Here is a 19,785-nt window from a genome sequence, read left to right on the forward strand (position 1 = left end):
AAAAATGAAAAGTATAATCGTACCCGTTGATTTTTCAAATCAATCAGAAAAGGCCCTAAAAGTGGCCGCCTCATTGGCCAAGGAACAAAATGCAGAGCTATTTGTCCTCCATATGTTGGAGCTTTCGCCAGCCATTATGGGTGAATCTGGATATATTTCCCAAGAACAGGTGGTACACCTAATCAAGCTTGGTGAGAAACGTTTTTCCGATTTTTTGGACAAGCCTTATCTAAAAGATATCACGGTTACCCCGGTTATCAAACACTATAAAGTGTTCAGTGAAGTCGCCGAAGTCGCCGAAAAACACAAAGCAGACCTTATTGTAATGGGTTCCAATGGAGCAGATGGCCTACAGGAAATCTTCATCGGTTCCAACACAGAAAGAGTAGTAAGAACCTCAGATGTACCTGTATTGGTCATTAAAGGGAACGAAGTGGACAATTTTAACCCAAAAAACTTCGTCTTCGCCAGTGATTTTGAGGAAGAAAGTGTGCCCGCCCTTAAAAAGGCAAAAGAAATGGCCGAGCTTTTGGGGTCAAAACTGCATTTGGTGTACATTAATACGCCAGGAGACGAGTTTATGAGCACCAACGATGCTTATTCCAAAATTTCCAAATTTTTGAACGAGGCCAATGTAGGCATGGAGGTTGAAATCTTTAACGACTACACGGTGGAAAAAGGAGTGATAAACTTTAGCAAAAAGATTGGAGCCGACCTTATAGGCATTCCAACCCATGGTAGAAGGGGGCTATCCCACTTCTTTATGGGAAGTATAGGTGAGGATATCGCCAACCATTCAGAAGCTCCGGTAATCACCTTTAAAATCTAACGGATTACATTTTTGATTGGTTTCATGTAATTCAAATAAAAGGGGGCAATCTTGAGGTTGCCCCCTTTTTTATGTTTGTATGTTGCTCGGACTAACCATGGAACCTATCGTATGCCGCCTTTTCCAAACCTTCCCTATGATCGGGGTGTGCAATGGAAATAAGTGCTTTGGCACGTTGTTGTAGATTCTTTCCAAATAAGTTTACGACACCGAACTCAGTAGCCACATAATGCATATGGGCGCGAGTTGTGGTAACCCCTGCACCTTGCTTTAAAAATGGTGTTATCTTGGAAACTCCTTTTTTGGTAGTGGCGGACATAGCAATAATAGGCTTACCTCCTTTTGAAAGGGATGCCCCGCGCATAAAGTCCATTTGCCCACCTACGCCGGAAAACTGATATCCACCAATGGTATCCGCGCAAACTTGGCCCGTTAAGTCAATTTCTATCGCACTGTTTATGGCCGTCGCTTTGGGATTTCTTCGGATTCTGGCCGTATCGTTGGTATACCCTGAATCTCTAAAATCACATATAGGGTTGTCGTCTATAAAATCATAAAGTTTTTGCGAACCCACGGCAAAGCAACTCACAATTTTGCCTTGTTTTACGGTCTTTTCTTTCCCATTGATCACGCCGCTTTCCAATAGGGGCAAAACCCCATCAGAAAACATTTCGGTATGGATTCCCAAATTTTTATGGCTTCCCAGATTGGACAACACCGCATTGGGTATGTTCCCGATTCCCATTTGCAAAGTAGCCCCGTCATCAATCAAAGATGCTACATGCCTACCAATCTCTTGTTCCTCTTCTGATGGCTGAGTTGGGTCATGCTGGTGAATGGGACGATCAATCTCTATAGCAAACTCTATTTCGTCAATATGGACAATCCCCGTACCATGGGTACGTGGCACTTTGGGATTTATCTGTGCCACTATCTTTTTTGCAGTCCTTACCGCGGGCAAAGCCACATCGACTGAAACTCCCAAAGAACAATAACCATGTTTGTCCGGAGGTGAAACCTGCACAAAGGCCACATCCAAAGGCAAATATTCGTCGGCAAACAACCAAGGTATCTCACTTAAAAAAACAGGGATATAGTCCCCCATATAGGTATTTACAAAAGTCCTAACATTACCGCCCACAAAACAGGCGTTTAAGGTAAACGCTTCGCAATAAGGAGCCCTGGTATACTTTGCATCTCCTTCGGTGTGGATAGAAATTATCTCAACATCCTTCAGCTCATTGTGACGCTCACAGAGTGCATCTATCAATTCGTTGGGGGTCATTGCCGCTCCTTGGAAAAAGACTCGGTCACCTGATTTTACAATTCCTACCGCTTCTTCCGCTGATGTTATTTTCATTTTCGATTCGATTTTTAGGGTTGATGGCATTCTATGGTCGCCGATACGGTGTCGGCCGGGGCTGCCCTTGGGGAAACATAGGGTATTCCCAATCCAAGCCCGCGCACAATAAACAAAACACCAATGATGACCACAAATACCGGTATCAATTTCTGTATTCTAGATTTTATGGAGGTACTGAACATTCCTTTGGAATAGACCACCAAGGACATTAAAGGTACGGTGCCCAAACCAAAAATCATCATGTAGAGCCCACCTTCCAAAGGGTTTCCCATGGCAATGGCCCCCAAAAGGGCCATATATACCAGACCACAGGGTAAAAAGCCGTTCAAAAATCCTATGGTCAAAAAGGTATCCGGCGTCTTTTTTTTGAGTTCGGCCCCAAGTTTGGATTTTACCTTGCCAATAATTGAGTAAACGGGTGATAAAAGTTTATGCCCGTTAAAATATTTTCCGGGAATAAGAACCAAAATAATCATTAAGGTACCAATACCGATGGAAAGCTTCTGTTGGATACCGAACAGGGACAATCCCTTGCCCAAAAGTCCAAAAAGCACTCCAATGATTCCGTAGGCCAATAATCTCCCGAAGTGGTAAATGGAAAGTTGTACCGTCTTCTTTACATTGTTGTTCTGCTCCAATGGCAACATAAAGGCGATTGGCCCGCACATGCCCAAGCAGTGCAAACTTCCCAACAATCCCAGAACCAAAGCAGAGGTCAACATGATCAGTATACTAATTTTTGTTTGTGTAAAAAGGAATTACCTTCGTATTCCCAGTTAATGGAAATGTCCCAGCGACCGTCCACCAAGCGATTGTCAGGTATGAGCAAATGTGTTTTGGATAAACTTATAGGAAAGTTTGTATCCAAATGCTTGTTAGACGGTCTATATAGGGACACTATTCCACTTATTTTTTTGGGGTCGAAACGTTCCGGAAACGCAATCACCAAACCCTCTGCCGTTTTTTCAACCTTAAGGTTGGCATTCATTTCCGTAGCGGTTTTTGATGCATCTATCTCTTGTTGATAGGACAGTTCTTTTTTATAATACTCCTCTGTCACCAAATCGTGGTTGGCGCTATCATCGGTACTCATCCTTACCACAAAATATAGGATAAAGCTGATAAAGCCTATAAATGCCAATACGATTCCTGTTCCCCAATTAATTTTCATTGCTGTCTTTTTTAATTATAACTCCTTGGTGCCAAAAACTGCGTCACCGTGGTTTCTATAAGTTTATCTCCGCTGTAAACCCCTATCTTTAATTTATCTTTATCACCGTTCAATGCTGAAGCATTTATTTCGATGAACAACGTTCCTTCTGTAAGCTCCTCTGCAGGAACGGTAAACTTATCTTGTGAAACCATTTTGATTTCTCCATTGTGCGACATCAGTTCAAAAGATACATTTTCGATATCCTTGGTGGTCTTGTTCATCAATTTATAGGTGTAAACGTTACTGATGATATTGTTCTCTTTTCGCTCGTACAGTTGCCCTGGCAAACGCAAAATATTTGCTTCGACCTCGTTCCGCATAAACAACATTCCGATCAAAACCCCTATCAAAACAACAAGTACCGCGGTGTACCCCTTCATCCGAGGTGTAAACTTGAACTTGTTCTTATGGGTAATCTCGTCCTCACTGGCGTATCTAATCAACCCTTTGGGCTTATCGATGCTCTCCATAATGTGATCACATTCATCAATACAAGCGGTGCAGTTCACACATTCCAATTGAGTTCCGTTTCGTATATCTATACCTGTGGGGCAAACATTCACGCATTGGAGGCAATCAATACAGTCACCATGTCCAAGCGCCTCCCTATCTTCATTTTTTCTGAACTTTTTACGTCCATTCTCACCTTCTCCGCGCTTGTGGTCATAGGCCACCACAATGGATTTATCATCCAATAGCACCCCTTGCAATCTACCATAAGGGCATGCAATGATGCATACCTGCTCCCTGAACCACGCAAAGATGAAATAGAACACCCCTGTGAAAATCAACAATGGAATCATAGTGCTCAAGTGCTCCATGGGACCATCGGCAATATCTGATAGGAGCTGATCGCTACCGATCAAGTAAGCCAAAAATACATTGGCGATAAAAAAAGAAATAATGAAGAATATGGTCCACTTCAATACTCTTTTCCTGATCTTTTTACCCGTCCAAGGTGCTTTGGCCAATCTCATTTGTGCACCCCTGTCGCCATCTATCCAATATTCGATACGGCGGAAGACCATTTCCAAAAATATGGTCTGGGGGCACATCCAACCGCAAAAAATACGGCCGTAAGCCACCGTAAAGAGCGCGATGAAAATCACTCCAATGATCATGGAAATCACGACCAAATGAAAATCTTGGGGCCAAAACGGAAGTCCAAAAATATTGAACCTACGGTCCAGTACATTGAACAACAGAAACTGGTGCCCATTGATTTTGACAAAGGGAGCCGCTATCAAGAAAATCAGCAGAAAATAACTTACATACTTCCGGTAGTCGTAATACCGTCCGCTGGGTTTCTTTGGAAAAATAAAATTCCGTTTCCCTTCTTCTGTGATTGTGCCTATGGAATCCCTAAAGTTCTCTTCCATCGCATTGTGTGGTTTATAGGTAAATATATTGCTGCCAAATGCCCTATCGGGACTAATTCATGGCAACTTCTGTTGAATCCACGGTCTGCTCCATTTCTTCCGGTGCGGTTTCTTCCGTTTCAGATTCTGTTCCATTGGCGTCTTCAGGGGCATTGGGATCTACCCAAATCTCTCCTTCCGGTTCCTTTGGATTTGCAGGTGTGGTTCCTCCCAAAGTGATGACATAACTGGCCACCTGTGCTATCTCCGCAGGTTTTAAGCTTTGCTTCCATGCAATCATCCCTTTACCGTCACGTCCACCTTCGGAAATTGTGGTGAAGACATTTTTGATGCCTCCACCCAATATCCAATACTTATCGGTTAGGTTAGGCCCAATGGATCCACCTCCATCTTGTGTGTGACAAGCAACGCAATTGGTCTGGAAAATTTTCTCCCCGGCTGCCAAATCGGATTCATCTGAAAGAAACTCCACGGTACTTGCATCCACCAAATCTTTGGCAGTTCTTTTGTATTCTTCTATGGCCATTTGGGCAGCGGCAACTTCTTGTTCGTACTCCAGTTCTTGGTCATAATCCCCAATAACATGGAACCGCACCAAATAAACAACGGCAAAAACAATGGTTCCATAGAACAGATATACCCACCAAGGAGGCAATACGTTGTCCAGTTCGCGGATACCGTCATAATTATGGTCCAAGATAATTTCACCTTCGCGCTCAATAGAGCGGCTCTTGGTAAGTCGTTTCATTAGGTTTTTGGCCCATGTCCATTCAAACTTCTTGCTTTTTGCCTCCAAGTAGCGTTCCTTTCCTTCTTCTGAAAGGGTTTGGAACATGATGTTCTCTATGGAGGCCAAAATCAATTCTATGGCAATAAGGATCATCAGCACCAACAATAGGAAAAACTGTGTGATAGGGTATTCGATTATTGCGGGCTTGTCCCCGGAGTCTATAAAGAACTCCATCAATCCGAAGATCAAAAAGAATAAAACCGGGACTCGTATCCACCAAGGTGTTTTTGTACTCATAATATTATAGTTTGATTTGTTGATCATCGTTATCCAGTGGCAGTTCGGACATCTCCTTTATGTGCTCTTTGGTAGCGGTAAACACCCACCAGAACAGTAGCACAAAAAACACAAAGAAGATGAGCAATGAAACCATGGGATAGTTGGCTATCCCGTCGATGGTTTCCATATGTTCTTTTACAAATTTCAACATGGTTATGTTAGATTTTAGATACAAGAATCAAGACACCTGCCTGCGGCAGGCAGGCTAGACTTTGAGGTCTGTTTTAGTTGGGTCCTGGTTCTTGACTCTTGATTCATGATTTCTTTTTCTATTTTTCAGCTGTATCGGTAATCTTAATATCGGTACCCAATCGCTGCAAATAAGCAATCAAGGATACAATTTCACGATCTCGCATTTCCACAAAATCCAAACCGTTTTCCTCGGCGTATTTTTTATCCGCCTCATACGTTTTTACGAATTCCGGGTCTGCGTACAAACTCTTTTCGATTTTTTCCGCTTGCTCGGCCATGGATTGCGGAGCAGTGGCAATATCCTCTTCGGTATAGGGAACACCAAGTTTCACCATGGTCTCCATTTTTGCCTGAACATCACTGCGGTCATGCTCATCGGTAACCAACCATTCATATGATGGCATAATGGAACCTGCCGAAGTACTTTGTGGATCGTACATATGGTTTAAGTGCCAGCTATCCGAATATTTACCCCCTATACGGAGCAAATCGGGACCTGTACGTTTACTACCCCATAGGAATGGGTGGTCGTAAACAAATTCCCCTGCCTTGGCATATTCGCCGTAACGTTCCACCTCACTACGGAATGGCCGGATCATTTGCGAGTGACAGCTTACACAACCTTCTCTGATATATAGGTCCCGCCCTTCCAATTCCAAAGGTGTATATGGTTTAACACTGGTGATGGTAGGAATGTTGGACTTTACCAAGATGGTCGGTACAATCTGAATGATACCACCGATCAAGATGGCGATAGTGGCCAAGATGGTCAACTGGACGGGTTTTCTTTCCAACCAATTGTGAAAGGTTTCCCCGGCCACTCTTCTTTTGGCTACGCGCTCCAATGCTGGTGCTTCAGCAGCTTCGTCCTCTACTTTGCTGCCCGACCTAATGGTCATTACCACATTATAGAGCAATACGAACATACCGAGAATGTACAAAGAACCTCCAATGGCCCTCATCCAGTACATCGGGATAATTTGGGTCACGGTTTCCAAGAAGTTACCGTATACCAAAGTACCATCTGGGTTGAATTCTTTCCACATCAACGCTTGGGTAAATCCGGCTACATACATGGGCAGTGCGTACAATATGATACCCAACGTTCCAATCCAGAAATGGAAGTTCGCCAATCCTTTGGAGTGCAAATTTGTTTTGAACATTCGTGGTACCAACCAATAGATCATACCAAAGGTCAAGAACCCGTTCCAAGCCAAAGCTCCCACGTGTACGTGCGCAATAATCCAGTCACTAAAGTGCGCAATGGCATTTACGTTTTTCAAGGAGAGCATTGGACCTTCGAATGTTGCCATACCATAACCGGTGATGGCAACCACCATAAACTTTAATGTTGCATCGGTACGCACTTTGTCCCACACCCCACGGAGTGTCAACAATCCGTTGATCATACCACCCCAAGATGGAGCTATCAACATCACTGAGAATACAACCCCGAGGTTCTGTGCCCAATCTGGCAAAGCAGAATATAACAAGTGGTGAGGACCAGCCCAGATATAAATGAATATCAACGACCAGAAGTGGACGATGGACAATCTATAGGAATAAATGGGACGGTTGGCCGCTTTGGGAACAAAGTAGTACATCAACCCCAAGAAAGGCGTGGTCAAGAAAAATGCCACCGCATTGTGACCATACCACCATTGTACCAAGGCATCCTGCACACCGGCATAAACCGAATAGCTTTTTAATGCACTTACCGGCAATTCCAAGCTATTGAAAATGTGCAGCACGGCTACGGTTACAAATGTGGCGAGGTAGAACCAAATGGCCACGTACAGGTGCCTTTGCCTTCTTTTTAAGATGGTACCGATCATATTCCAACCAAAAACCACCCATACCGCTGCAATGGCCAAATCTATCGGCCACTCCAATTCGGCGTATTCTTTGGATGTTGTGTATCCCAAAGGCAAGGTCAAAGCTGCGGCCACAATGATCAATTGCCAGCCCCAGAAGTTGATGTTGCTAAGGACATCACTGAACATCCTGGCCTTGAGCAAACGTTGCAGTGAGTAATACACCCCTGCAAAAATGGCGTTCCCCACAAATGCGAAGATCACCGCATTGGTGTGCAATGGGCGCAAGCGTCCAAAACTCAACCAAGAGATACCTTCTGTAAGATTGGGGAATAAAAACATAAAGGCCAACAAGAGACCTACTGCCATACCCACTACGCCCCATAAGATGGTCGCGTATAAGAACTTTTGTACGATTTTGTTATCGTAACGGAACTGTTGTATTTCCATATTTATTGGTTTGTACTTTTAGTTTGTTCGATTTTCCTTTTATTTGAGTTTAATGTATCCTTGTCCTTGACCACCTCATCTTCAAACAACATTCTTACCGATGGGGTATAGGTATCATCGTATTGTCCGCTTTTTACCGAAAAAACAAAGGCTATAAAAAAGACTATGGCCACCGTTATGCTTATGGCCAACAACACATAAATAACACTCATACCTGCCTGAATTTAGGTGTAAAACTACTCTGATGGTTTTCCTCAAAAAATGACATATATCAGCTTTCTAAAGTTTTTAATTCTTTTCCCAAATAATTTGTTGCCAAGGTGGTAAACACTACTATACTGATGGAACTCAGAGGCATCAAAATAGCCGCAATCACGGGCTGCAACTGGCCTGTTACGGCAAAATACAGTCCCGCAACATTGTAGCAGAGCGACAACAAAAAGCTCATTTTTATGATGCGCATGGACCGTTTGGACAGTTTTATGAACTTTGGCAGCATTTTCATCTTGCTGGCATCCAAAATTCCATCACAAGCGGGCGAAAACACATTGATGTTCTCCGAAACTGCCAATCCCACATCGCTTTGGGCCAGAGCGCCCGCATCGTTCAATCCGTCGCCCACCATCAAAACCTTGTGTTTTTCCTGTAACCTTTTGATGTATTCCAACTTATCCTCGGGCTTTTGGTCGAATAGCATCTTTGTCTTTTCCGGAAGGACTTTTTGCAATTGGGCTTTTTCCCCATCGTTATCGCCCGAAAGAATGCCGAGTTCCAAATCATTCGAGAGTTCATCAAAAATTTGGTTCATCCCGTCCCTATAGGTGTTCTTGAACACGAACCGTCCTTTCACATCTTCATCGGCACTTACATAAACCGCCGTGTTTGCAATTGAATTGGATTTGCTTTCCCCTACGTAGGATGCCGACCCCACTTTTATGGAGTGATGGTTATATTTTCCTTCGATACCCTTTCCTGTATGTTCCTTGAACTCTTCCAAGGTCATTATGGAATTGGATTGTAAAATATCGTAAAGTGAGCGGCTCAAGGGGTGGTTGGAAGCCCTCAAGGTCGTTTTTAAGAGTGCTGTTTCTTCTTCCGAAAGTTCCATGCCCTCATAGTGGATGGTATCCTTTTGATTGGTGGTGAGCGTTCCCGTTTTATCAAAAATGGCTGTATCGATTTTTGCCAAACGTTCGATTACGTTGGTGTTTTTGAGATAAAATTTATACTTCCCGAAAATGCGGAGCATATTGCCCAAGGTAAACGGAGCTGCCAAAGCAATGGCACAGGGACAGGCTATAATGAGTACAGAAGTGAACACATTAAGGGCCAAGCTACGGTCAAAAATCAGCCAAAAAATAGTGGCCAGAGTAGCGATGCTCAAGACCGCGATGGTAAATCGTTTGCCTATGCTATCGGTAAGGGTTTGGAATTGGCTCGCCTTGTCTTTGGAAAATATGGAATTGCCCCAGAGTTGGGTCAAGTAACTTTGGGAAACGGACTTTAGCACCTCAACTTCCAAGACTCCTGAAAGTTGCTTTCCACCTGCAAACAGTTTTTCTCCCGATTCCTTGAACACGGCATCGGACTCGCCAGTCACAAAACTGTAATCGATTTCAGCAGTTCCTTTGATAAGGATACAGTCCACAGGAATGATTTCGTGGCTACGGATCAGGACCCTGTCCCCTACTTCAATGTTATAAATTTGGATGTTTTCCTCTTCCCCGTTTTTCTTCAGACGGGTTACGGCTATGGGAAAATATGACTTGTAATCACGTTCAAAGGATAGATAGGCGTATGTTTTCTGTTGAAAAAATTTCCCCAACAACAAAAAGAACACCAATCCGGTGAGGCTGTCAAAAAATCCAGAGCCCAGATTAAATATGATATCGACACTACTTCTTAAAAAGAGCACCAAAATTCCCAAGGCGATGGGCACATCAATATTCAATAATTTGGAGCGAATGCCTTTGTAAGCAGAAATAAAATAATCTTGCGATGCATAAAACACAACGGGCAGGGAAAAGGCGAACATCAACCACCGAAAAACGTGCTTGTACTGATCCAACCAAAATTCTTCAACCTCAAAATACTCCGGGAACGAAAACAGCATCACATTACCAAAGGCAAATCCTGCTACGCCCAATTTGTATATTAAGGAACGGTCGACCTTTTTCCCTTTTTTGTTGTATTCCTCCAAAGAGATATAGGGCTCGTACCCGATACTTCCCAATAAGAGCACCAAGGCTTTTAGGGAAAAATCCTCTGTTTTATAAGTGACCCTGATGGTCTTTTTGGGAAAATCGACCTGAGAAACTTTAATGGCCGAATGCAGTTTGTTCAAGTTTTCCAAAACCCAGATACAGGAACTGCAATGAATGGTAGGAATGCTCAAACTGACCACTTGTACACCATCTTCATTAAATTCCAAGAGTTGTTGCGCGATTTCCTGGTTCTCCAAAAAATCGTATTTCTGACGAATTTCGTTCGGCGTGGTCCCGGCCTTGCCTTCTATCTCATAATAAGTGGACAGGCCGTTCGATGTAAAAATCTCGTACACGGTCTTACAACCGTTGCAACAAAAATCCTTATCATCAAATTGAACGCTGCGGTTACCGCATTCGTCTCCACAATGATAACAGGTTGAATCTGCCATTTCACATTTGCTTTACCTAGTGCAAATTTGTAATACTCTTCTTGCTAAAAACATGATATTTATCAGTTACCAATAATTCCTTGTCCCTTAAATTTGTTCTCTCAGGTAAACTAATCATTATGGAAAGCAGGTGTGAAAATTGTATCATCAGGCAGTTTAACTCTCTTCGCGCGATGAGCAAGGAGGAATTAAAACAGGTTTCCGACTCCAAAACCACACGCACCATTAAAAAAGGTGAGCCCATTTTTGAAGAAGGGGATAAACTCAACGGCGTCTACTGTGTACGAAACGGAGTATCCAAGCTTTCCAAGCTTAGTGCCAATGGCAAAGACCAAATCGTAAAATTGGCCAGCAAGGGCGAAGTTTTAGGACAACGTTCTGTAATATCCCAAGAAAGCACCAACCTTTCCGCCATAGCGGTGAACGATATGGAGGTGTGCTTTATTCCCAAGGAAAGCATCAACAATACGCTTCAAAAAAACCCAAACTTTACTTTGGAAGTCCTGCGCCATATGGCCCATGATCTAAAGGAGGCCGATGATGTAATCGTAAATATTTCCCAAAAGACCGTAAAGCAAAGAATGGCCGAAGCCTTCTTATATCTTCAAAACAATTTCGGAGAGGATGCTGAAGGTTACTTGGCACTTACCCTATCCAGAGAAGATATTTCCAATGTGGTGGGAACCGCTACGGAATCCGCTATTCGAATTATTTCCGAATTTAAAAAGAAGGGGTTGATCCAAACTTCGGGCAAGAAAATCGGCATTAAGGACGAGCGCAAACTCCTTGAAATGGTGGAAGGCTTTTAGTCTATTTTCCAAAACCTGACAATTGTCATAGTATCCCCTACCCCTTGGTTCTAATTTTATCGCATCGTAAATCTTAGTCCGATGCAAAAGATATTAATACCTACGGATTTTTCGGAAAACGCATGGAATGCCATTGATTATGCCATGCAATTGTTCCGCAACAGGCGTTGCACATTTTACTTGCTCAACACCTATACCCCGGTTATACCGAGCAGCCGATTTATGGCCAAAATGATTGATGGAGTACGCATTGTAGATGCGGTTAGAGAGAATTCTGAACAGGGGCTGAACACGACCGTCAGGCGTATCCAGACCAAATACGGCAATCCCAATCACAGCTTTGAGACCATTTCTTCCTTTAATCTTTTGGTAGAGGAAGTAAAAGATATTGTTGAAACTTTCGGCATTAACCTGGTGGTAACCGGTACTAAAGGGGCTTCTGGTGTGGATGAAGTATTTATGGGAAGCAATACCGTACGCATAATCAAAAGTGTGAGAAAATGCCCTATTTTGGCCATTCCTTACCATTTTGAATACGTTACACCAACTGAAATTGCCTTTGCCACCGATTTCAACCGTTTTTATACCACTTCTGAATTGGAACCTCTCTTGGATCTGGCCAAAATGTTCAAAGCGACCATTCGTATTGTACACGTACAATATGGCATTAAAGCCCTCACAGAGCTTCAGCAGTTCAACCTGAACATGCTACGCCGCTATCTGAACGATGTGGAGCATTATGTGCATACGGTTTCGGAACTCAATTCAGTTTCCCACACCCTGGAAACTTTCTCCAAAGAACTAGGCATCCACTTATTGGCCATGCTGAACTATCAGCACAGCTATATGGAAAAAATGACCCGCGAACCGATAATAAAGCGAACCGCGTTTCACACGCAAATACCTTTATTGGTGATTCCAGAATTGGGCATGGAGGGTGTTTCCATAAAATCTAAAGAAGAACAAAAGGTAGAAGCTGAAGGTTGATAATCCCGTATTATCTTTATACTATATATAAAATTGGTACAAAGATTCATGGACAAGCAAAGCCTTATCGATTGTCACAATCGGATAAAACCGTTTATCCACAACACCCCCGTTCTTACTTCCCGCCTTATAGACAAGGTGGTAGGTTCTCAGTTGTATTTTAAATGTGAAAACTTTCAGCGAATGGGCGCCTTTAAAATGCGTGGGGCTGCCAATGCCATTATGCAACTTACCGATGAGCAAAAACAGAATGGCGTGGTTACGCATTCTTCCGGAAATTTTGCTCAAGCACTGTCTCTTTCTGCCAAAAGTTTGGGTGTAAAGGCATTTATTGTGATGCCTAGTTCGGCCCCTCAGGTAAAAAAGGATGCCGTTAAGGGATATGGAGGGATTTTGGTAGAATGTGAACCCGATCTAGCCGCCAGAGAATTTGCATCCCAAGAAATTGTGAAAAAATATGGCGCCACTTTTATACATCCATCAAATGATGACCATGTGATTTTAGGACAGGGCACCGCCTGCAAGGAGCTGTTGGAGGAACAACCAAACCTTGAATACGTCTTTACTCCAGTTGGTGGCGGTGGTTTAATTGCCGGCACAGCTCTCTCTACCCATTATTTTGGATCTAATTGTAAAACCGTTGGAGGGGAACCTTTTGAAACTGATGACGCTTATAGGTCCCTGAAGAGTGGGAAAATAGAGACCAACACTACTACAAACACCATTGCCGATGGACTAAAAACCCAATTGGGTGACAGGAACTTTCCTATTATTCAAAAACATGTAGAAGAAATTGTGAGGGTGACCGAAGCAGATATAGTTGTGGCCATGCGCCTAATTTGGGAGCGTCTTAAAATTGTGTGCGAACCATCCAGTGCTGTAGCTTTGGCAGCTGTATTTAAGAAAAAGAACGATTTGAACGGAAAAAAAATAGGGGTTATAGTTTCTGGGGGAAACGTTGATATTAATAACCTACCCTTTAAGTAATATGATTTTTGGGAAAAATCAGAGTAAAGGTGGTTCCTACATCCTTTTCACTTTGTACTTCTATTTTTCCGTCCATGGCCTCAACTTGAGTTTTTACCAAATAGAGTCCAAATCCCTTGCCTTCCGTGGCACCACTCAACCTGCCGTACATATCAAAAATCTTACGTTCTTTTTCGGGTGTCAGCTCCATACCAATTCCGTTATCTGTGAACCTTATCAAAATTGAATCGACCAGTTCCTCGGTGTTTATGGAAATGATGGCGGGTATACCCTCTTTGGCATAATTGATTGCATTCAAAATAAGATTATAAAAGATGTTAACCACATAGCTCTTGGCTCCAAAAACCAAATCCACCTTTGTGAAATCTGTATGAATCGTAGCCTTATGTTTTGTAATCTCTTCAGATAAAAGGCCATCTACATCCTTCATGACATCCTTTAGGTAAACTTCTCTGAATTTCTCCCTGTCCGCGGATTTTAGTGATAAGGAAAGGTGAAGATCCTTTATTGTTTGATCTAAGGCCTCGGTTGTGTGCTCTATTTTCTTTAAAATATCGTCGTTCATGGGATCCTTTCCCCATTCATATATTTTGGACAACATTAAAACATTGGAAATAGGTCCGCGTAGATTATGTGATATGATCCGAACAAAGTTCTGAAGTTCATGGTTCTGTTCTACGATTTGTTGATTGGCCAGCACATCTTTGGTAACATCTTGGGTGGTACCGGCCATTCGGTACGGCTTTCCGTTCTCGTCATAGAACGGCCTCCCTTTTTGATGCACATATCGTGTCTTTCCGTTTTCCAAAACAATCCTATGTATCACATCGTGCATCCTGTTTTTTTTGATGCTATCTTGAACGTCCTCAACGAATCCATCCCTATCTTCAGGGTGAATAATCTCCATCAAGGCATCAAAGGTTGCCTCAAATTTTCCGGGCTCTTGCTCAAAAATTCTGAACAATTGGTTGGACCAACTAATTTTATCCTCACGTATATCCCAGTTCCAATGCCCAAAGACAGTTATTTCTTGGGCTTCTCTATACCTTCGTTCACTTTCTTGTAGCCTATGTGTATTTTTTACAACTTGGGAAATGTCTTTTTGCCAAACACAGCATCCTATCACTTCACCGGAGTTGTCCATGAAAGGTTGAAAAGAGAACTCGTGCACCGTCAATTCCCCATTTTTCTCAAAGGTATGTTTGGATGTTGTTGGATAACGATCAAGTGCCTGCGCACAACCCTTACTACAGGGATTAAAGAAGTATGCAGACTGATAAACGGGCTGTAAATCCATACCTCGTTCGGGCTTTCCCCAACCTGCTTTGCTTAGTTGGTCCCCAAAAGATGCATTAAAAGCAGTCAACTTATAATTTACATCCATAGCCCATACGGCGTCATCCCTATCCTCAACGATTTCAACCTTGTTATCAATTAAGATATGTTTATGCTTCACGGTTAAAATTTAATTTAAGAATAAAACAATGTCACCTATAGGGGGGAACGATCAATGGTTTTACTTCTAAATATATGAACTATTATTTATTAGCTCCTTGCAAATAATCTTCCAAATGCTCTATACGCAATGGTTTAGTGATAAACTTCTTTACAAATTTACCGTACTTCTCGGCCTCGGCTTTATCTGCCTCAGCCTCAGAAGAGGTTACCAGAAGCACTTCATTGGTTTCTGGAAAGTCTTCGAGCATCATGAATTCCAAAAATTCAAACCCGCTCATTTCCGGCATATTTATATCCAATAAAATAAGTGTTTTTACCCCGGGATTATCTCTATACCTCAAATCGTCTAGGGCCAATTCGGGATTAGTGAAACTCTTCACCCTATCTTCCATTCCCATTCTTCTAAAGTGAATAGCATTTACAGTATTCACCAGGTCTTCGTCATCGACCAAGTATATTTCCTTGTACATAGCTTTTGGCCTATTTAGTTGGTTTCTGTTTGGTTTTATTTTGAAAAAAATTGACAAATATCAATAATTTCCATCTAATAGAACTCCAATAATAATGTTTTATTACAAATAAAAATATCCCCCTCGTGCATTGAATCAAGAAATTAAAAGATTCTTATTAATCCCATTGGATGCAATACTATTCCAAACACCTGATTGTCTTAAATTTACAATTATTCTCGTATTTTAACAAAAACTCACCTAGAATTTTAAATCCCTTGATTTATCCAAGCCTTTATATTCTTCCCCCTTATGTTGCTTAGAAGGTATCAACCAATTTTGAAGACCGACATGGCTCACTTAATAGATGAATTACAAAGTAGTTTTATGCTATTTCAAAATAGCAGTGAATAGAATAAGTGCCTTTAATGTCCATACATTTTTATTTGCAAGCACCCATCCTACTTATAAAATGTCAACATTGTAGTTTAGAATTAACTTGATGCATAATTCTACCCATAAAATTCTATTCAATCCACAAAATTTTGCTTCTTATGGTATAAATAATTTCATTTTCAACTCTTTTTTCTATTTTTAGTGGGAATACCAACCTCATGAAAACCAAAACAATAGTTCTTTCCTTATGGGCAACTATTATTTGTTCTGGCTCTTTAATTAGTCAAAACATGCCCAACGAACCTTCCTATTACAATTGGTTCGACAGTAAAGTACAACGCTACAATACAGGACTTTTTAATGGCATCCAATACACAGAACAATATAGGACCATTAACGAAAAGCATAAGTTTTTTGAGAAAAGTGAATTTCAGTTGGGATCAGTCATATACAATGGCCAATTTTACGACCAAACTCCCCTAAAATATGATCTGGACACCGACCAATTACTTCTTAACATTGGATACAATTATAAATTTCCAACATTGATTCTTCTCAAAACCAAGGTAGAAGGTTTTAGAATTGGAGAGAGCCATTTTGTTCATATTGAAACCAAATCAGATGAAACCGATATGGAAGGTTTTTATCAAGTCTTGGTAGCCAATGATTCTATAAGACTTCTTAAGAAGAATAGTAAAAAGAGGTTCAAGAGGATTAAGGGAAGTACTATTTACTACGAATTTTTACCGGAAAACAATTATGTAATCGACTACGGTGATTCCTATTACAACATCGCCAAAAAAAAGGATGTCATTAGAATATGGCCCAACAAAAGGGACTTTATTAATGAGAATTATAACCCGGCGTTAAGGAAAATCAATGAGGATGATTTTTGGACAAGCTTCTTTTCTAAGTTATCCGATTCTTTTAATACACAAAACATCGGGAAAGAATGATCAAAAAACCTCTAATCTTATTGGTTCTGCTCTTCGGAACCATTCTAATCGCCCAAGAAAAAAATCCAAAATTTAGTTTTGATTTTGATAATGTAAGTTTGACCGAAGCTCTGAACACCATTGAATCCGATGCCAATGTTCTTTTCTATTATGATGAGAATTGGCTTTCAGGAGCAACCATTTCGGGCTCATTTGTCAACAAACCTTTGTCGGATATCCTCACCTCTATTTTGGAAGAAACCAGCATCAACTTTTTTAGGTTAAGCGATGATAAAATCATTTTGACCCAAAACAGTATTGTATATGATAGTTTGCCCGAAGGTTTTTTCGGAAAAGAACAAACGGATTCGATAGAAGAAAGAACCGATATTAAAGTGTACAGCAATCCTGTTTTTTCAAATATCGAGGCAACAAAGGCAAATACAGTAACACGAACTGTAAGAATAGGCAAGGAAAACGTATCGGACAATAGAACCACCTTCAAAATTAGCGGTTATGCGACCACGGTAGAGCAAAACCAGCCAATTCCCGACCTTTCCATTGTACTCAATGGCAAGAGTACAGGTACCGCAACAAATACCGAAGGCTATTATGAACTGGAAGTGCCGGCAGGCACCAGCATTATCAAAACCAGCTCATTGGGCATAGAGCCCAGCACCACTAGAGTAATCGTATTCAACGATGGCGAACTCAACTTTCAACTTAATGAAAGTGTAGAATTTCTGGATGAAGTCATTGTAGAGGCAGATGCATCCAAAAATGTCGAGGAAGCTATATCTGGAAGTACAGAGCTTGTAGTGGAAGAGACCAAAAACATTCCTCTGGTACTCGGTGAAAGAGATGTCCTGAAAGTTGCCGCTACGCTACCCGGAATATCCACCGCTGGTGAAGGAGCGGCAGGTTTTAATGTACGGGGCGGCAGTACGGACCAAAACCTTATGTTGTTGGACAATGCCGTAATTTATAATCCCTCCCACTTTTTTGGCATTTTTCAGGCATTGAACCCTTTTACCACGAAAGATGTAAAGATTCTTAAAGGCGGTATTCCTGCTGAATATGGAGGTCGACTATCTTCCGTGTTCGATATAACCTCCAAGGATGCCAATACGGAAAAAATTGCGGGTGAAGCTTCCATTGGCCCTGTAACCAGTAATGTTGCCTTGGAAATTCCGGTGGTAAAAGGCGAGTCAGGACTGCTAATTGGCGGCAGGGGCACCTATTCCGGTTGGATTCTCCGGTCGTTGGAGGAAGAATCATTGCAGAACAGTGAAGCTTCCTTTTACGATGCCATAGCCAAATACACCCACAAGTTCAACGAAAAAAATACCGTAAAGGCTATGGGCTATTACAGCAACGACGCCTTTAGCATTACCTCAGATTCTATTTATGGATACAACAACAGGCTGTTTTCGTTGCAATGGGACCATCAATTCAATGAAAAAAATACCGGTAGCCTTGTACTTGCGAACAGCAATTATAAATTCAACATCGCGTACGAAGGCAATTCGGACAATAATTTTGACCTGGGCTTTGTGGTGGATGAAACCGAAGCCAAATTCAAGTTCACCTACCTTTATAGCAAAGCACACAAATTTGATTATGGGCTATCCGCAAAATTGTACAACGTCCAGCCCGGAAATTTTGAGCCCAAAGGGAGCAACTCTATAGTTACCCCCATAAATATACCAAAGGAAAAGGCACTCGAGGGCGCGGTTTATCTATCCGATAATTTTACGGTAAACGACAAACTTTTGATCGATGCCGGTATTAGATACTCCGTATTTGCCGCCTTGGGCAGTACCGAAGCCAGAATTTACGAGGAAAATATGCCAAAGAACGAGGAAACCTTGGTAGAGACCGTTTCCTACGATAACAACGAAATTGTGGAAACCTATGGCGGGCCCGAAATTCGCTTGTCAGCAAGGTACTTTCTTGGGCCTGACTTTTCGGTAAAAGCGAGTTTTAACAGCACCTATCAATACATTCATAGATTGTCCAACACCACCACAATTAGTCCTATTGATACTTGGAAACTGTCGGACAACAATATAAAGCCCCAAATGGGAAGACAGGTAGGACTTGGATTTTATAAGAATTTAGAGGGCAACCTTTACGAGCTTAGCTTGGAAGGATATTATAAAGAATCCGATAATCTATTGGATTTTAAAGTGGGTTCCGACCTTTTGCTCAACGAAACCATTGAAACCGAAACGTTACAAGGCGATGGGCAAGCCTATGGTCTCGAGTTTTTGATACGAAAAAACTATGGAAAGCTCAATGGATGGCTGGGCTATACCTATGCACGGTCTTTTTTAAAACTGGACAGTGAATTTGCCGAGGAACGCGTGAACAATGGCGAGTTTTTCCCCACCAATTACGACAAGCCGCACGATTTTAGCGTAGTCCTAAACTATAAATTGACCAAAAGATTCAGTTTATCTGCAAACTTGGCCTATCAAACAGGAAGGCCCGTGACCTATCCGGTGGCCCGTTACAATTTCAACAACTCCGAATATGTCGTCTACAGTAACCGAAATGAGTTCAGGATTCCGGATTATTATCGGTTGGACATAGGCTTCAATATAGAAGGCAATCACAAATTGAAAAAATTCGCCCATAGCTTTTGGAACATCTCCATCTACAACGTATTAGGAAGAAACAATCCTTACTCTGTATTCTTTGCGACCGAAAATGGAGAGTTGAAAGCTTACCAAAGTTCAATTTTTTCGATACCCGTGCCAACCATAACGTATAATTTTAAATTCTGATCTTAAGCCC

At 41.8% G+C, this 19,785-nt stretch carries 17 protein-coding genes; 6 read left to right on the forward strand and 11 right to left on the reverse strand.

All coding sequences use genetic code 11. The features are described 5' to 3' along the window. Nucleotides 1-4: 4 nt before the first annotated feature. A complete protein-coding gene (locus K1F36_RS07080) occupies nucleotides 5-829 on the forward strand; it encodes a universal stress protein (RefSeq protein WP_220113189.1) in 825 nt (274 codons plus the stop codon). A 91-nt stretch (nucleotides 830-920) separates the two neighbouring features. On the opposite strand, the gene K1F36_RS07085 is transcribed toward K1F36_RS07080, so the two are convergent. From K1F36_RS07085 to K1F36_RS07125, 9 genes are all read right to left on the reverse strand, one after another. Continuing rightward, nucleotides 921-2,189, reverse strand: coding sequence for an acetyl-CoA hydrolase/transferase family protein (locus tag K1F36_RS07085; protein WP_220113190.1), 1,269 nt, complete (start codon nucleotides 2,187-2,189; stop codon nucleotides 921-923). A 14-nt stretch (nucleotides 2,190-2,203) separates the two neighbouring features. Beyond that, nucleotides 2,204-2,914, reverse strand: a complete 711-nt coding sequence (locus K1F36_RS07090; RefSeq protein WP_220113191.1) for a sulfite exporter TauE/SafE family protein — start codon at nucleotides 2,912-2,914, stop codon at nucleotides 2,204-2,206. 2 nt (nucleotides 2,915-2,916) lie between these two features. Then, nucleotides 2,917-3,363, reverse strand: coding sequence for a FixH family protein (locus tag K1F36_RS07095; protein WP_220113192.1), 447 nt, complete (start codon nucleotides 3,361-3,363; stop codon nucleotides 2,917-2,919). An 11-nt stretch (nucleotides 3,364-3,374) separates the two neighbouring features. Then, nucleotides 3,375-4,784: a cytochrome c oxidase accessory protein CcoG gene (gene ccoG, locus K1F36_RS07100; RefSeq protein ID WP_220113193.1), complete on the reverse strand. Its 1,410-nt coding sequence runs from the start codon at nucleotides 4,782-4,784 to the stop codon at nucleotides 3,375-3,377. A gap of 52 nt (nucleotides 4,785-4,836) precedes the next feature. Continuing rightward, nucleotides 4,837-5,811 carry a cbb3-type cytochrome c oxidase N-terminal domain-containing protein gene (locus K1F36_RS07105; protein WP_220113194.1) on the reverse strand — a complete coding sequence of 325 codons (975 nt, stop codon included), beginning with the start codon at nucleotides 5,809-5,811 and terminating at the stop codon, nucleotides 4,837-4,839. A 4-nt stretch (nucleotides 5,812-5,815) separates the two neighbouring features. Next, nucleotides 5,816-6,004, reverse strand: coding sequence for a CcoQ/FixQ family Cbb3-type cytochrome c oxidase assembly chaperone (locus tag K1F36_RS07110; protein WP_220113195.1), 189 nt, complete (start codon nucleotides 6,002-6,004; stop codon nucleotides 5,816-5,818). 118 nt (nucleotides 6,005-6,122) lie between these two features. Further along, a complete protein-coding gene (ccoN, locus tag K1F36_RS07115; protein WP_220113196.1) occupies nucleotides 6,123-8,309 on the reverse strand; it encodes a cytochrome-c oxidase, cbb3-type subunit I in 2,187 nt (728 codons plus the stop codon). A 2-nt stretch (nucleotides 8,310-8,311) separates the two neighbouring features. After that, complete coding sequence (gene ccoS, locus K1F36_RS07120) at nucleotides 8,312-8,521, reverse strand: cbb3-type cytochrome oxidase assembly protein CcoS (protein WP_220113197.1); 210 nt, start codon at nucleotides 8,519-8,521, stop codon at nucleotides 8,312-8,314. Nucleotides 8,522-8,580: 59 nt separating this feature from the next. Beyond that, nucleotides 8,581-10,965, reverse strand: coding sequence for a heavy metal translocating P-type ATPase (locus K1F36_RS07125; protein ID WP_220113198.1), 2,385 nt, complete (start codon nucleotides 10,963-10,965; stop codon nucleotides 8,581-8,583). Nucleotides 10,966-11,084: 119 nt separating this feature from the next. Here K1F36_RS07125 and K1F36_RS07130 point away from each other — a divergent pair, with 119 nt between their 5' ends. The 3 genes from K1F36_RS07130 to K1F36_RS07140 all read left to right on the forward strand — a co-directional run bounded on the left by K1F36_RS07130 (nucleotide 11,085) and on the right by K1F36_RS07140 (nucleotide 13,748). Continuing rightward, nucleotides 11,085-11,774 (forward strand): Crp/Fnr family transcriptional regulator, encoded by a 690-nt coding sequence (locus tag K1F36_RS07130; protein ID WP_220113199.1) that lies wholly within the window; start codon nucleotides 11,085-11,087, stop codon nucleotides 11,772-11,774. A gap of 81 nt (nucleotides 11,775-11,855) precedes the next feature. Further along, the gene (locus K1F36_RS07135; protein WP_220113200.1) at nucleotides 11,856-12,761 is read left to right on the forward strand and encodes a universal stress protein; all 906 of its coding nucleotides are present in this window, start codon (nucleotides 11,856-11,858) and stop codon (nucleotides 12,759-12,761) included. A 48-nt stretch (nucleotides 12,762-12,809) separates the two neighbouring features. Beyond that, nucleotides 12,810-13,748 carry a threonine/serine dehydratase gene (locus K1F36_RS07140; RefSeq protein WP_220113201.1) on the forward strand — a complete coding sequence of 313 codons (939 nt, stop codon included), beginning with the start codon at nucleotides 12,810-12,812 and terminating at the stop codon, nucleotides 13,746-13,748. On the opposite strand, the gene K1F36_RS07145 is transcribed toward K1F36_RS07140, so the two are convergent. Together K1F36_RS07145 and K1F36_RS07150 are read right to left on the reverse strand one after the other, a co-directional pair. Continuing rightward, nucleotides 13,741-15,204 (reverse strand): sensor histidine kinase, encoded by a 1,464-nt coding sequence (locus K1F36_RS07145; protein ID WP_220113202.1) that lies wholly within the window; start codon nucleotides 15,202-15,204, stop codon nucleotides 13,741-13,743. The genes K1F36_RS07140 and K1F36_RS07145 overlap by 8 nt on opposite strands. Nucleotides 15,205-15,286: 82 nt before the next feature. Then, nucleotides 15,287-15,676, reverse strand: a complete 390-nt coding sequence (locus tag K1F36_RS07150; protein ID WP_220113203.1) for a response regulator — start codon at nucleotides 15,674-15,676, stop codon at nucleotides 15,287-15,289. A gap of 665 nt (nucleotides 15,677-16,341) precedes the next feature. On the opposite strand from K1F36_RS07150, the gene K1F36_RS07155 reads away from it, so the two are divergent. Together K1F36_RS07155 and K1F36_RS07160 are read left to right on the forward strand one after the other, a co-directional pair. After that, the gene (locus K1F36_RS07155) at nucleotides 16,342-17,007 is read left to right on the forward strand and encodes a hypothetical protein (RefSeq protein WP_220113204.1); all 666 of its coding nucleotides are present in this window, start codon (nucleotides 16,342-16,344) and stop codon (nucleotides 17,005-17,007) included. Beyond that, nucleotides 17,004-19,775, forward strand: coding sequence for a carboxypeptidase-like regulatory domain-containing protein (locus K1F36_RS07160; protein ID WP_220113205.1), 2,772 nt, complete (start codon nucleotides 17,004-17,006; stop codon nucleotides 19,773-19,775). Before K1F36_RS07155 ends, K1F36_RS07160 begins: the two co-directional genes overlap by 4 nt. The last annotated feature ends 10 nt before the right edge of the window (nucleotides 19,776-19,785 follow it).

The sequence above is a fragment of the Flagellimonas abyssi genome (genome assembly GCF_019457905.1).
GTDB lineage: Bacteria > Bacteroidota > Bacteroidia > Flavobacteriales > Flavobacteriaceae > Flagellimonas > Flagellimonas abyssi.

What these genes read in the sequence shown, in the direction of transcription:
- K1F36_RS07080 (WP_220113189.1), top strand. Translation starts at nt 5, where the DNA reads ATGAAAAGTATAATCGTACCCGTTGATTTTTCAAATCAATCAGAAAAG.
- K1F36_RS07085 (WP_220113190.1), bottom strand. Translation starts at nt 2,189, where the DNA reads ATGAAAATAACATCAGCGGAAGAAGCGGTAGGAATTGTAAAATCAGGT.
- K1F36_RS07090 (WP_220113191.1), bottom strand. Translation starts at nt 2,914, where the DNA reads ATGTTGACCTCTGCTTTGGTTCTGGGATTGTTGGGAAGTTTGCACTGC.
- K1F36_RS07095 (WP_220113192.1), bottom strand. Translation starts at nt 3,363, where the DNA reads ATGAAAATTAATTGGGGAACAGGAATCGTATTGGCATTTATAGGCTTT.
- ccoG (WP_220113193.1), bottom strand. Translation starts at nt 4,784, where the DNA reads ATGGAAGAGAACTTTAGGGATTCCATAGGCACAATCACAGAAGAAGGG.
- K1F36_RS07105 (WP_220113194.1), bottom strand. Translation starts at nt 5,811, where the DNA reads ATGAGTACAAAAACACCTTGGTGGATACGAGTCCCGGTTTTATTCTTT.
- K1F36_RS07110 (WP_220113195.1), bottom strand. Translation starts at nt 6,004, where the DNA reads ATGTTGAAATTTGTAAAAGAACATATGGAAACCATCGACGGGATAGCC.
- ccoN (WP_220113196.1), bottom strand. Translation starts at nt 8,309, where the DNA reads ATGGAAATACAACAGTTCCGTTACGATAACAAAATCGTACAAAAGTTC.
- ccoS (WP_220113197.1), bottom strand. Translation starts at nt 8,521, where the DNA reads ATGAGTGTTATTTATGTGTTGTTGGCCATAAGCATAACGGTGGCCATA.
- K1F36_RS07125 (WP_220113198.1), bottom strand. Translation starts at nt 10,965, where the DNA reads ATGGCAGATTCAACCTGTTATCATTGTGGAGACGAATGCGGTAACCGC.
- K1F36_RS07130 (WP_220113199.1), top strand. Translation starts at nt 11,085, where the DNA reads ATGGAAAGCAGGTGTGAAAATTGTATCATCAGGCAGTTTAACTCTCTT.
- K1F36_RS07135 (WP_220113200.1), top strand. Translation starts at nt 11,856, where the DNA reads ATGCAAAAGATATTAATACCTACGGATTTTTCGGAAAACGCATGGAAT.
- K1F36_RS07140 (WP_220113201.1), top strand. Translation starts at nt 12,810, where the DNA reads ATGGACAAGCAAAGCCTTATCGATTGTCACAATCGGATAAAACCGTTT.
- K1F36_RS07150 (WP_220113203.1), bottom strand. Translation starts at nt 15,676, where the DNA reads ATGTACAAGGAAATATACTTGGTCGATGACGAAGACCTGGTGAATACT.
- K1F36_RS07155 (WP_220113204.1), top strand. Translation starts at nt 16,342, where the DNA reads ATGCCCAACGAACCTTCCTATTACAATTGGTTCGACAGTAAAGTACAA.
- K1F36_RS07160 (WP_220113205.1), top strand. Translation starts at nt 17,004, where the DNA reads ATGATCAAAAAACCTCTAATCTTATTGGTTCTGCTCTTCGGAACCATT.